Origin of the sequence: uncultured Brachyspira sp. (genome assembly GCF_944390845.1) — a bacterium.
In the GTDB taxonomy this organism is placed as follows: Bacteria; Spirochaetota; Brachyspiria; order Brachyspirales; family Brachyspiraceae; genus Brachyspira; species Brachyspira pulli.
This window is the reverse complement of sequence record NZ_CALXRM010000085.1, coordinates 1-12,601: the sequence shown is the minus strand read 5'-3', so window position 1 is coordinate 12,601 and position 12,601 is coordinate 1. Positions and strand designations below refer to the sequence as shown.

Genomic DNA, 12,601 nt, shown 5'->3' with positions numbered 1-12,601 from the left:
TTAAATTATGATACACCTATGTTATACTTTAAAAAACTAAGGAATACTTAATGCAATATGTCTGGCTCCTGTGCAATGTTGTTTTTTATAAAATTAAATTGTTTTTTATATAATTAATTTTTGAAATTTATTGTTTTTTTATTTAATATGATATAAAATGTTATCAAAAGAAATAAGAAATTCACTTGACTTATGTACATTATATATTATAATTTATAGTACAATTTAAAGGAGTTAACATGAGTAGTGCCATATCAAATCAAATACTTGTATTTAAGATAAATAATGAATTATACGGAATAGATATTCTAAAAGTTCAAGAAATATTGAATTTTATGCAGCCGTCTCCAATTCCAAACTGCCCAGATTATTTGAAAGGTATTATTAATTTGAGAGGTACTATTATTCTTGTTATAGATTTAAGAGCTAGATTCCATTTTGATGAACCTATGAACCCAGAAAACTGTGTTATTGTAGTTGTAGCAATAGGCGATAAAAAATATGGTTTAGTTGTTGACTCTGTATCTGATGTACTTACTATAAGCAATGAAAATATACAAGAAGATATAGATATGCATGTTGGTATAGACAGCAGATATATTATGGGATTGGTAAAAGCTAATGAACAAATGATCATCTTAGTTGATATAGATAAAGTATTTGTCAAAGATGAACTTGATGATTTAAGTACAGCTATCAATAATTCTATAGTAAAATAATATATGTCATCACATAGAATACTTAGAGTAAACGAAAATATTAAACAGACTCTCTCTATGATTATAATGAGAGAGATAGAAGACCCAAGAATAAAAAATAATCTTGTAACTATTACAAGGGTGGATACTGCTAAAGATTTAAAAACAGCAAAGGTATATTTTGTATGTCTTAATGAAGATAAACAAAATGAGGTTCTTAATGGTCTTAATAGTGCTAAAGGTGTAATATTTTCATATCTTAGAAAACAGCTTACTATTAGATATGTTCCTAATCTAACATTTTATTATGATAAGAATCTAATAGAAACCAATAAAGTATTAACTGATATAAAAAATTTGGATATTCCTGAAGTATCTAACGATTTTGATAATTAATATTTCTATTTATTATTAATTTATTAAGAGGTATTTTAATGTTTTTTAAAAAAACTATGAAAGAAGATAATAAAATTGTATCAAAAATTGAGAATGATGAGAGAATAAATACTACAAAACAACAAATATTAGATAGATTATCAAAAGCATCTGATATTACTATAACAGGCCATAGGAATCCAGATTGTGATTGTGTATGTTCTGGTTTAGGTTTATCTTTACTTATAAAAAATGTTTTTAATAAAAATGCTGTAGTTGTTAATACAGATAAAATGCAAAGAGATTTGCAAAATGTTTTATTGATTGATAATGTAATATTTGAAGTTACTCCGGAAACATTGCCTAAAAAAGATGTTTTAGTTGTACTTGATTCAGGAGATATAGACAGAATAGGCTGGATTGCAGATATTACAAATGAATATAATGAAGTTATATTTATAGACCATCATAAAGTTAGAAATCTTAAAGGTGTTACTATGTTTTATGATGATACTACTGCAGGTGCAACTTGTGAGATAATATTTGATATATTCCAAGATTATACAGAAAAAATGGATTCTACTATAGCTACATTATTATATTCCGGCATTTGTACAGATACAGGCAGTTTTATATTCAGCAATACAACAGAAAGAACATTACTTTTCGGTTCTAAATTGAAGAAAATAGGAGTTATGCAAGAGAATATTGGTAATGTTGTAAGAAAGAGATATACTAGAAATGATGTTTCTGCTTTAATGGAAATATATAGAAGAATGATAATAGATTATGATAAAAAAATAGGCTATATATGTTTAGGTGATACTATTTGCGGAATAAATACTAAAGAACTTGGAGTAAGTGCTTCTGATACATTAATACAAATGGACGATGTATTAATTGGTTTCATAGTTCATGAAACTGAAGATAGTTTCAGAGTTAGTATGAGAAGCAGATCAGTAAAAGATATTAGAGAAATTGCTGAAAGTTTTGGCGGCGGCGGTCACCCTAAAGCTTCCGGTTTTACAGTATCAAAGAAAGATTATACAAAAGAAAAACTCATTCAGGAATTAAAAGATAAATTGATTAATTTATTAGATTCGTAATTATGGCAATGGATAATATTATAATATATACAGACGGCGGCTGCAGAGGAAATCCAGGTCTTGGAGCTTGGGGAGCTATACTTATAAGCGAAAAACATAATTTGCGTCTTGAAATAGGTGAGAGCGAAGATAATGTTACTAATAATAAAATGGAGGTGAAAGCTGCAATCAAAGCTCTTGAAAGATTAAAAAATTCTCATAATATAAAACTTTACAGCGACAGTGCTTATTTAATTAACGGCATGACTAAATGGATATATTCATGGCAGAAAAATAATTGGATAAAAAGTGATAAGAAGCCTGTTGAAAATAAAGAATATTGGCTCAAATTAATAGAATTGTCAAGTAAACATAATATAGAGTTTATAAAAGTTAAAGGTCATTCAACTAATAAAGAAAATAATCGTGCTGATGAAATAGTTAATATTTTAATGGATAAGCATATAGAAACCGGCAAAGCAGCTTCTTATAGTGAAAAGACTTCATATAATTGATTCAAGCTTTTATTTTTTGTTTAGTATTCTTTTTCTTTTCCTGTTTTATAACAAGAGGACGTTCTTTTTGAGACTTTTTAGTTTTTACTATTGTAGTCTTTTTTCCTGTTTTAGGCTTTGATGATTTAACAGATTTTTTTAGAGAAGTTTTCTTTTCTGAAGATATGATAGTTTCTTTTTTCTTTCTCTGTCTTTTAGGTTTTTCAGCAGGCTTTTCAATTATAGAAGTATGAAATTTTAATTTATCTAAATTTTTTAAAAGATAATTATGTATTTCTTTGTCTGAAGGTTCTGTTATAAAAATAATTTTACATGTTTCATGTTTATTATCTCCAATACGTTCATATAAACATATCCAGAATGGATTTTCAAATAAAACAGTAATATTTATTTTTATACTTATCTTAATTTTACTCATTATTAATCTCTTATTATATTTATCGAAATTATAAAAATATACAATAGACATTTATTTTATTGTGTTTTTCTTAAAAATGTATTTACATACCCCGCCCTTTATACTTTATTATTTAAATTACTGATTATGAATTTATTATTCTTAAATAGCGAAATAAAAAAAGGATCCCCGCCCAAATTTGTATTAAATTTATAATCTATTTTACGCACGGTTAACGATTTTTTATAATTAATTTTATTTTGAATTATATTTTATCTATATATTTAGTACTGTTTACCGTGCGGTTGAAATAGTTATCATAATTTAATTAACATAATAAGTCTTTACAATTTTTACTCTTTTTAGTATAATGTTTTGAAAGGATTATATTATGTTTACTTATTTTGTGATTAAACGCATATTAAAAGGCATAGTCATGTTTGTAATATTAATGTTTATGTCTTCAGCTATATTCAATACAGTCAGTGAAAAAACTCTAAAGGCACAAATAGAAGAAAATATTAATGCTGAAGTTAGAGGCTTAAGCAATATGCGTACTGAAGATGTTGCTAATTTTATAAAAGAGAGAAGGGAATATTATTATGATATATATTGGCTTAATAGAAGTATAGGAGAGAGAATTTTTATACGAGCTATTAATACAATAACATTTCAATTTGGAAAATCCACTATTATGATGGATTCAAATGGAAATAGAGAAGTCATAAAAATAATAGGGGAGGCATTACCTCGTTCTATAATACTTTTTACAACGGCATCAGTTATACAAATGATAATAGGTTTGATAATAGGACTTATAAAAGCGAGAAAGGCCGGAGGACTATTTGACAGAACCACAAGTATTATAACAATGATAGTTTATGGTATGCCTACTTGGTGGCTTTCTATGATATTGATAATGGTATTAGTTTATAAATTTAATTTGTTTCCTTCCGGAGGCGTTCATTCAATACCAATTCCTACAGGCATAATGTATTATTTGGATATGTTATGGCATATGTCATTGCCTCTTATTACATTAACTTTAATAGGTTTCTGGGGACTTTCATTTGTTGTAAGAAATATAGTATTATCAACATTGCAGGAAGATTATATTATGGCAGCACGTGCAAGAGGTATATCAGAAAAATCAGTTTTACTCGGACATACTTTGAGAAGTTCAGCTCCTCCAATAGTAACTATAACTTTATTGGGCTTACTTGGTTCTATTGCAGGATCAATTATATTTGAAGGTATATTCTCTTGGCCCGGTTTAGGTAATCTTTATTGGATATCAGTTCAGCAAAATGATATACCAGTGCTTATGGGAAATTTAGCTATAACTACTGCACTTTATCAATTCGGATTAGTGGTTCTTGATATATCTTATGGTTTTTTAGATCCTAGAATAAAAGTTGGAGGTAAGTTATAAAATGCAAAGTAATTTTAATAAAAAACTTTCTCCAATAATAGAATTCTTTAATGAATTTAAAAAAGATAAAGCAGGCGTAGTAGGTTTATGTATATTGATTCTGGCAATATTTGTATCATTATTAGAACCTTTGCTTTTAACTTATAAAGAAGCTCCTAAACGCTGGAGGGATATAACTTATTGGCAGGACAATCCAGCTTCAGCACCTCCTGAATGGCTTAATTTTTTTCAAAAGGAAAAATCATCTATTACAACAGATATAAAACCATTAAGTGTTGAAACTAATTATATAGATAATCAATTAACTTATAAAGCAGTATTTGAATATGATTATAAATTTGATAAATCTCCGGTGGATTTAATTTTCCATGCTAATGTTAATGGTTCTACCGGCTTAATATGGAATGTAACAAGACCAGACGGAGCAGTAATAACACTTTCTGATAGTTTACATAATATAAACGGCGATTTAAGAATATCAGCTTTCAATGATTCAAAGAATAGAATATTTAGATTTTACAGAGAATCAGTGCCAAGAATACTAGCAAGACAAATAGATACTCTTACAACCAATCCTATGAAAATACTTTTTAACACGAAAAAAGATGATATGGCTAAAGATTTTAAAGCTTTAAAAGGAGTTTATAAATTTGAAATAAGCGGTAAATTTTCAGACCCTAATTCTAGTTTTGGAAATCCTTATATAGTGTTGGTCGGTTCTATGTCTGGCATAATGGGTACTGATAATATGAAGCGTGATATATTTTCCGGACTTATATCAGGTCTTAAATGGGCATTATTTATTGGTATAGCAACAAGTTTTATATCAGTTATAATCGGTGTAATGTATGGAATAGTATCAGCGTATTTCGGCGGATTTGTTGATAATGTTATGCAGTTTATTTATCAAATATTTATAGGAATTCCTGTACTTCCAGTAATGATAGTTATGAGTGCAATATTTAAGCCTAGTATATGGACTATGATTACTATGATGATATTTTTCTCTTGGACTGGTTCTGTTATGACAGTACGTTCAATGGCTATGCAGCTTAAAGAAGAAACATATATTGAGGCAGCAAGAACTATTGGAGCAGGACATTTCAGAATAATATTTAATCATTTAGCACCACTACTTTTACCTTTTTCATTTGCTTCTATGGCTTTGGCTGTACCTTCAGCTATAGTTTATGAATCTTCATTATCATTGCTTGGTCTTGGTGATGCTACTATAGTTACTTGGGGGCAGATACTGCATGATGCTATGAAAGGTTCTGCAGTATTATCTGGGCTTTGGTGGTGGATAATACCTCCAGGAATTTTAATTGCAATTTTAGGTATGTCATTTGCATTTTTAGGTTTTGCTTTAGATAAAATACTTCACCCTAAACTTAGGAGCAGATAAAATATGAAAAATAAGTTTATAGTTTGTTTATTGATTCTGTTTATTGTATCATGTTATGATAGTCATTATAAAGTTATTGAGTTTGTACCTGTTGATTCAACTAAATCTTTTTCTATATTAGGTTATTGCGTACCAGCTCCTCAATATGCTTTTAATGTTAAATATGCTATTGTTAATAGAACTATAGCAGAGTCTAATTTTGATTATAATAATATGAATTATACTTATAGAGCTTCAAAAAATTTAGAAGAACTTTTATATTTTTATGATGTTTTATATGATTATAAAAAATTGATTGATGAAAAAACTGATATAGAAATAACAATACAAACGAATGACAGAGAAGAGTATATTGCATATTGGAATGTTGATGGAATATATTATTCACTATTTGCTAAAGATGATATAGAAGAATTATCTTTAAATCTTATGATGAGTAAAGCTTTAGAATAATATAAGGCTATTATTTTAATAATAAATTAGTATTTTTATTATGTATATTTATATATCAATATTTAATAAAAAATATATTAAAAGTTCATAAATTTTTTGATAAATAATTATATATTAAAAAATTACAAACTATTGAAAAAATATTGATTATAATATATTATATTTGTAATTATAATTTTAAGGATATAATAATGACTACAGATAGAGAAGAATTAGAAGCACTTTTATATCAAACAAGATTAAGAATAGAAGACAATCAAAAAGATGAAATGTTAAATAGATTAAATAAAGACTTAGAGTTTATAGAAGGATTATTTGAAGTTAATGTTGATAATATAGATCCTTTATACCATGTTATTGACTTACCTGAATATTTAAGAGAAGATGTACCAGGTGAAACTTTGAATAATGAAGTTATAATGGATTTATGCCGCAGCGGTGAATATGGTTATATAGTAGTTCCTGCTGTTCCTGCCGCTTTAGAAAACAGCGAACACCACGCTAAAAAATCTTAAAAATTATTTTGTTTTATAGAGGTCATCAATTATAGATGAATTATTCTTATGATAGAGAAGAATTAAAAAAAGAAAAGCGTAATGCTATAAAAGCTATATTAAAACCTTTTATATTTATTTATTATAGAAGCAATAGTTTATTATATAGAGCTGTTGCAAGACTTATTTTAGGTTTTATTATAGCATTTATTATATTTGGTATTTTTACTTTGTTTATTAGAATTGATAGAATGAAAAGTTCTACAATGATGAATACCATTGAACAAAATGATGTATTAATTACTTCTAAATTAAGATATGCTATTGCTTTAAGACCATTTGTTTCATCTCTTACAGGAAAGACTATAGTTTTTTCAAGGCCTAAAAGGGGTGATATAGTATTTATGATAGATCCAAGAACGAAAAGAGAATTTTTTCTTAAAAGATTTGTTTCTTATTTTGTTTATTTTGCTTCTTTTGGAAATGCTAATATATCGAAGACTAGATACTTAATAAAAAGGATTGTAGGACTTCCGGGTGAAACAATAGAGATAAGAGATAAAGCCGTTTATATTAATGGAGAAATGCTTAATGAACCTTGGGCTAATATAGATTCTGACGGCAGGATATTAGACGCTGAAATTTCAACAAGGGATAATTTTGGACCTCATATTATAGGTTATAATGAGTATTTTGTATTATCAGACAACAGAGATTATGGATATGACAGCAGAGATTTCGGCAATGTTCCTTTTGCTAATATAGACGGAAAAGTCATTTCTAAATAAATTAAATATAAAAAATAAATTATTATACAGAGTTTTTTTATGAAACTTAATTATACTCATACATTATATGCTAGTTATATAGGATATATAACTCAAGCTATAATTAATATTTTTCCTCCTTTAGTTTTTATAATGTTTCAAAAAGATTTTAATATATCCTTAACTCAAATAGGATTGCTTTCATCTTTTAATTTTGGCATTCAAATGCTTATAGATTTTTTGGCAATTAAATTTATAGATAAAATAGGTTATAGAATACCAATAGTTTCAGCACATATATTTGCAGCTTTAGGATTGTTTTTGCTTGGTATACTTCCTTTTTATATAGAGCCTTATTTAGGTATACTAATATGTTTCTTTATTAATGCTATAAGCGGAGGATTGATAGAGGTTTTAGTTAGTCCTATTGTAGAGGCACTTCCGGATAAACAAAAAACTAAAGCTATGAATATACTTCATTCATTTTACTGCTGGGGTTCAATGCTCGTAGTTATAGTTTCAACATTGTATTTTAATATATTTGGTATTGAAAATTGGAGATATATGTCAATGATTTGGGCTATTATACCATTTTGCAATATATTTCTTTTTGGCAATGTACCTCTTAATGTTTTGAAAACTCATGAAGATAATATGAAAAGTGATAACACTGTATCTATAAGAAAGTTATTATCTGTAAAAATAGTTTTAGTATTTGTTATACTTATGATATGTGCAGGTGCTAGTGAACAATCTATTGCACAATGGGTATCATTATTTGCAGAAGTAGGTCTTAATGTTAATAAAACTGTCGGTGATATATTTGGTGCTTGTACGTTTGCATTTTGTATGGGTATAGTAAGATTAATTTATGGAATGAAATCTGAAAGTATAAATATAGAAAAAGCATTGATAATATCATCTTTATTTTGTGTTTTTGGTTATATTGTGACAGTATTTAGTCCATATCCTTTTTTATCATTAATAGGCTGCGGAATATCAGGTTTATCAGTTGCTATAATGTGGCCTTCTGTATTTTCTCTTGCAGCAAAAACTTATAATAAAGGAGGAACTGCTATGTTTGCCATGCTTGCCTTGGCTGGAGATATAGGCTGTTCTATAGGGCCCGGTATTGTAGGGGTTGTTTCTAATAGTAAAAATATTTCTGATAAATTTAGTGCTATTATAGTTAATTCAGATTCTATACAGATAGGATTAAAAATAGGTATATTATTTGCTATAATATTTCCTGTACTTATGTTTGTAGTTTTGGTTTTATTTAAAAATAGAAAAAGAGCTTAATTTTCATTATATAATAAAAATTTTTAAGTTTTCAACTGATGCACTTTATATAGAATTATCTACTTTTTTGCCGCACAAAAAAGTAGCAAAAAACGCAAGTGCTAGAACTTTATATAAAAAACATGCCTATTAAATATAGGGTATAACCTATAAAAATGCAGTTCTTCGCGAAGCGTATCCGAGCCTGTCGAGGATATAAGCTTCTTTGGGGCACCACCGAGTAGGTGCCTAATCGGCAAAAGAAGTGGGGGGTTCGGGGGATAGTCCCCGAAAATAATAACAATATAAAAACTAAAATTGACAAAATATAATTGTTTAGGTATATATAAAAAATAGGTTTTTGATATTAATAAATAATATACAAAAACCTATAATAAAAAATATATATATCGGAGGCTAAAATTTGTGAACATCTATGTTCTTTTCTAATCTGTCTAATTCACTTTTTAAGAACTCTTTCCATTTTTCTGCTCTAAAAATAGGAGAGGTTATGAATATATCTTTATCTCCTCTGCCTGACATATTAACTATAATTACATCATCTTTTGTATATTGTTTGGCATACTCCATTGCTTTTGCACCAGCATGAGCACTTTCCAAAGCAAATATAACACCTTCATTTTTAGCAAACTCTTTTACTGCATTTATTGCTTCTTGGTCTGTAGCATAAGTAAATTCTATTCTTCCGGATTCTCCCAAATAAGCAAGCTGAGGGCCAACTCCTGGATAATCTAATCCTGCAGATATAGACATTGTTTCTGATATTTCACCATTTTCTTTTAATATAAATTTACTCATATAACCCTGAGCAGCAATATCTTTAGCATAAGGATTTTGCATTCTAATAGCATTCTCTCCAAGATTCATACTTATTCCGCCGGCTTCAACTGCTATTAATCTTGGATTTTCTCTTTCTATGAAAGGCTCAAAGAATCCTATAGCATTAGAACCGCCGCCTACACATGCTATCATAGCTTTTACATTTAAGTTCTTTTCTTGTATTTGTTTTTCTAATTCCCTTCCTATTACTGATTGGAAAGTCCTTACTATATCAGGATAAGGGCTAGGGCCTACGGCACTGCCAAGTAAATAGTGTGTATCTTTTAAATCTTTAACCCAATCTTCTAATGCCATATCAACTGCATCTTTAAGTCCGCGTCCGCCTCTTGTTACTGATACTACATTTGCACCGTATAATTCCATAGATGCTACATTAGGCTGTTGTCTTTTTACATCTATTTCTCCCATATAAATAGAACATTCAAGTCCTAATTTGGCACAAGCAGCAGCAGTGGCTATTCCATGCTGACCAGCACCAGTTTCTGCAATAATCTTTTTCTTTCCCATTTTCTTTGCTAATAAAGCCTGTCCTATGGAATTGTTAATCTTATGAGCTCCTGTATTTGCTAGTCCTTCTAATTTTACGTATATTTTTGCTCCGCCTATTTTTTCTGATAAATTTTTAGCATACATTAATGGTGTAGGTCTTCCTATAAAATCAGCTCTTAATTCTTCAAGTTCGCTTAAAAATTCTTTGTCGTTAATATAATGATTAAATGCTTCTTCCAATTCTATTAATAATTTTTCTAGTGCTTCTGGAACAAATCTTCCACCAAATTTTCCAAAGAAACCTTTTTGGCTATTTCTCATTTTTATAATTCCTTATATCCTTTTTATTAGAAATATTACTTTATACAGTAATAATATCATATACTTAAAAATTGTCAATATATTTTTTAGTTTTTTATTTATATTATTAGAAAATAGTTTATAATTAAGTATAATATGTGCTAATTTGGAGTAATTTTGTGGTAAAAGATAGAATAGAGAGTTTATTTGGACAGGCCAGATATTATTTTAATTTGGAAAAATATTCTTCCGCACTTAGAATATATTTAAAAATAATAAACTATTTTGAAAATTATTCTTCTGAGTTAGACAGCAATTATAAAGACAGATATTTTTCACGCAGTTATTATAAAACAGCATTAACATTATATTATTTGAATAGATATGAAGAATCTATTGAGTATTACAGCAAAGCAATAGAAATTAATCCCATATATGAAAAAGCTTTTATTAATAAGGGTATAATACTTGCTAAATTAATGGCATTTGATGAGGCTTTATATTCTTTTAATATGGCATTAGAAATAAATGATAAATCAGAAATATGTTATTTTAATATTGGTATCATATATTCAAAATTAGAACGTTATGAAGATGCTTTATTTTATTTTAATAAGGCTTCAGAACTTGGATATGATTATGCTTATTTAAACGTTGCAATAGTTTTAGAGAAACTCGGAAAGACAGATGAAGCATTCAAAATATATAATAAGGCTATGGAAATAAACAAATCTTTGGAGATTGTTTATTTAAATAAGGCTAGTTTGCTTATTAATATAAAGAAATATAAAGAAGCTATAGAATGTTTGGATAATGCTCTTACAATTTTGAATGAAAAGAATTCCAAGGGTGATACCATTATAAAAAATAAAGAACATGTTGATTATATAGAAATTGATGTTATTGGAGATGACACTATATATGACAGAATATATTTTCTTAAATCTGAAGCATTGATAGGTTTGGAGCAATATGATTATGCTTTAAAAATTTTATTTGATATAAAAGGATCAAGAAGTTTCAATATATTTAATATAATATCAATATTTATAGAGCATATAAAAATAGAAAAATTAATAGATATAATATTGGAAGAAGAAAGTTTTTGGACAGAAGAAAAAGAGGAATATTTTAATTTTATAGTTAGGGATATAGAATATCAAAAAAGACATAAAGTAAAAAGATTGTGGATATTGCAATATTTGTTTTTATATTTAATATCAGTAAAAGATAATGATAAAATTAATGAGATATCACATTATACAAGTATAGAAGTGTTTAATGAAATGGCTTTTGATAAAAGATATGATAAACTAGACAATACAAAATATAAAACTTATATAAAGAAAAATAAATTAAGAATGACAAGCATAAAAAATGCTAATGATCCTAAAGAGGGTAAGATATTAATGCAGCTTCTTAGGAATAATAATATCAATTCAAAATATGGCAATATTAATAATTTTATAGCATTGCAAACATCATTCAGCAGATGCAAAGATTCTCTTACTATGTATAGATTATATGGTAAATATGATAATAAAGAAGGTACGGGCTGCTGTTTAGTATTTGATAAATCATTTTTTGATACATCTTTTAATAATTGCGGATCTGGTATATTATTTTCATTTTCTTATGATAAAAATAATTATTCTAATATAGAATTCTATGAAGAACAAACTTTGCCTTTATATTTTGTTTTGTATTATAACTTTAAAAAAAATGAAATAGTATTTAATCCATGCGAATCAGATTATGATAATCTTATTATTGATTTAAATAAAGAATATACTGTTTGGAATGAAGGAAGCAGATTTTATGATAAATTAAAAAATAATATAGGGTATGTATTTTATTCTATGTTTAGAGTAATAAAGGAATTCAATTCTGATGAACTTTCATTGGCATATCAATTACTTATGAACATGCAATATTTAATAAAAGATTCTTCATTTGTAGAGGAACAGGAAATGCGTATTATACAGCTTGTTGAATATGGAAGCAATCCTTTACATATTGATGATAATATGAAGCGTTCTTATAAAAATT

Annotated in this window: 13 protein-coding genes; 11 read left to right on the top strand and 2 right to left on the bottom strand. The window is 27.3% G+C overall.

From position 1 onward, the window contains the following. The first annotated feature begins 239 nt into the window (after positions 1-239). The 4 genes from Q0K52_RS13150 to rnhA are packed head-to-tail and all read left to right on the top strand — an operon-like array spanning position 240 to position 2,673. A complete protein-coding gene (locus Q0K52_RS13150; RefSeq protein ID WP_297300158.1) occupies positions 240-719 on the top strand; it encodes a chemotaxis protein CheW in 480 nt (159 codons plus the stop codon). 3 nt (positions 720-722) lie between these two features. Then, complete coding sequence (gene rbfA / locus Q0K52_RS13145) at positions 723-1,094, top strand: 30S ribosome-binding factor RbfA (RefSeq protein WP_297300156.1); 372 nt, start codon at positions 723-725, stop codon at positions 1,092-1,094. Between the two features lie 38 nt (positions 1,095-1,132). Continuing rightward, positions 1,133-2,179, top strand: a complete 1,047-nt coding sequence (locus Q0K52_RS13140; protein ID WP_297300155.1) for a bifunctional oligoribonuclease/PAP phosphatase NrnA — start codon at positions 1,133-1,135, stop codon at positions 2,177-2,179. A gap of 2 nt (positions 2,180-2,181) precedes the next feature. After that, positions 2,182-2,673 carry a ribonuclease HI gene (gene rnhA / locus Q0K52_RS13135; RefSeq protein ID WP_367271002.1) on the top strand — a complete coding sequence of 164 codons (492 nt, stop codon included), beginning with the start codon at positions 2,182-2,184 and terminating at the stop codon, positions 2,671-2,673. 1 nt (position 2,674) lies between these two features. Here the strand turns inward: rnhA and Q0K52_RS13130 are convergent, their stop codons facing one another. Next, the gene (locus Q0K52_RS13130; RefSeq protein ID WP_297300151.1) at positions 2,675-3,091 is read right to left on the bottom strand and encodes a DUF2992 family protein; all 417 of its coding nucleotides are present in this window, start codon (positions 3,089-3,091) and stop codon (positions 2,675-2,677) included. 370 nt (positions 3,092-3,461) lie between these two features. Here Q0K52_RS13130 and Q0K52_RS13125 point away from each other — a divergent pair, with 370 nt between their 5' ends. From Q0K52_RS13125 to Q0K52_RS13100, 6 genes are all read left to right on the top strand, one after another. Further along, on the top strand, positions 3,462-4,502 hold the full coding sequence (locus tag Q0K52_RS13125; protein WP_297300149.1) for an ABC transporter permease: 1,041 nt from the start codon (positions 3,462-3,464) through the stop codon (positions 4,500-4,502). Between the two features lies 1 nt (position 4,503). Beyond that, positions 4,504-5,907, top strand: a complete 1,404-nt coding sequence (locus Q0K52_RS13120; protein ID WP_297300147.1) for an ABC transporter permease — start codon at positions 4,504-4,506, stop codon at positions 5,905-5,907. Positions 5,908-5,910: 3 nt separating this feature from the next. Then, positions 5,911-6,360: a hypothetical protein gene (locus Q0K52_RS13115; RefSeq protein ID WP_297300146.1), complete on the top strand. Its 450-nt coding sequence runs from the start codon at positions 5,911-5,913 to the stop codon at positions 6,358-6,360. Positions 6,361-6,551: 191 nt separating this feature from the next. Continuing rightward, complete coding sequence (gatC, locus tag Q0K52_RS13110) at positions 6,552-6,875, top strand: Asp-tRNA(Asn)/Glu-tRNA(Gln) amidotransferase subunit GatC (RefSeq protein WP_297300144.1); 324 nt, start codon at positions 6,552-6,554, stop codon at positions 6,873-6,875. A gap of 35 nt (positions 6,876-6,910) precedes the next feature. Next, the gene (gene lepB, locus Q0K52_RS13105; protein ID WP_297300141.1) at positions 6,911-7,642 is read left to right on the top strand and encodes a signal peptidase I; all 732 of its coding nucleotides are present in this window, start codon (positions 6,911-6,913) and stop codon (positions 7,640-7,642) included. A 39-nt stretch (positions 7,643-7,681) separates the two neighbouring features. Continuing rightward, positions 7,682-8,923: a sugar MFS transporter gene (locus Q0K52_RS13100; RefSeq protein ID WP_297300139.1), complete on the top strand. Its 1,242-nt coding sequence runs from the start codon at positions 7,682-7,684 to the stop codon at positions 8,921-8,923. A gap of 396 nt (positions 8,924-9,319) precedes the next feature. Here the strand turns inward: Q0K52_RS13100 and trpB are convergent, their stop codons facing one another. Further along, complete coding sequence (gene trpB / locus Q0K52_RS13095) at positions 9,320-10,573, bottom strand: tryptophan synthase subunit beta (RefSeq protein ID WP_297300137.1); 1,254 nt, start codon at positions 10,571-10,573, stop codon at positions 9,320-9,322. Between the two features lie 158 nt (positions 10,574-10,731). On the opposite strand from trpB, the gene Q0K52_RS13090 reads away from it, so the two are divergent. Further along, a partial coding sequence (locus Q0K52_RS13090; protein ID WP_297300135.1) for a tetratricopeptide repeat protein occupies positions 10,732-12,601 on the top strand: 1,870 nt, incomplete at its 3' end.

What these genes read in the sequence shown, in the direction of transcription:
- Q0K52_RS13150 (WP_297300158.1), top strand. Translation starts at nt 240, where the DNA reads ATGAGTAGTGCCATATCAAATCAAATACTTGTATTTAAGATAAATAAT.
- rbfA (WP_297300156.1), top strand. Translation starts at nt 723, where the DNA reads ATGTCATCACATAGAATACTTAGAGTAAACGAAAATATTAAACAGACT.
- Q0K52_RS13140 (WP_297300155.1), top strand. Translation starts at nt 1,133, where the DNA reads ATGTTTTTTAAAAAAACTATGAAAGAAGATAATAAAATTGTATCAAAA.
- rnhA (WP_367271002.1), top strand. Translation starts at nt 2,182, where the DNA reads ATGGCAATGGATAATATTATAATATATACAGACGGCGGCTGCAGAGGA.
- Q0K52_RS13130 (WP_297300151.1), bottom strand. Translation starts at nt 3,091, where the DNA reads ATGAGTAAAATTAAGATAAGTATAAAAATAAATATTACTGTTTTATTT.
- Q0K52_RS13125 (WP_297300149.1), top strand. Translation starts at nt 3,462, where the DNA reads ATGTTTACTTATTTTGTGATTAAACGCATATTAAAAGGCATAGTCATG.
- Q0K52_RS13120 (WP_297300147.1), top strand. Translation starts at nt 4,504, where the DNA reads ATGCAAAGTAATTTTAATAAAAAACTTTCTCCAATAATAGAATTCTTT.
- Q0K52_RS13115 (WP_297300146.1), top strand. Translation starts at nt 5,911, where the DNA reads ATGAAAAATAAGTTTATAGTTTGTTTATTGATTCTGTTTATTGTATCA.
- gatC (WP_297300144.1), top strand. Translation starts at nt 6,552, where the DNA reads ATGACTACAGATAGAGAAGAATTAGAAGCACTTTTATATCAAACAAGA.
- lepB (WP_297300141.1), top strand. Translation starts at nt 6,911, where the DNA reads ATGAATTATTCTTATGATAGAGAAGAATTAAAAAAAGAAAAGCGTAAT.
- Q0K52_RS13100 (WP_297300139.1), top strand. Translation starts at nt 7,682, where the DNA reads ATGAAACTTAATTATACTCATACATTATATGCTAGTTATATAGGATAT.
- trpB (WP_297300137.1), bottom strand. Translation starts at nt 10,573, where the DNA reads ATGAGAAATAGCCAAAAAGGTTTCTTTGGAAAATTTGGTGGAAGATTT.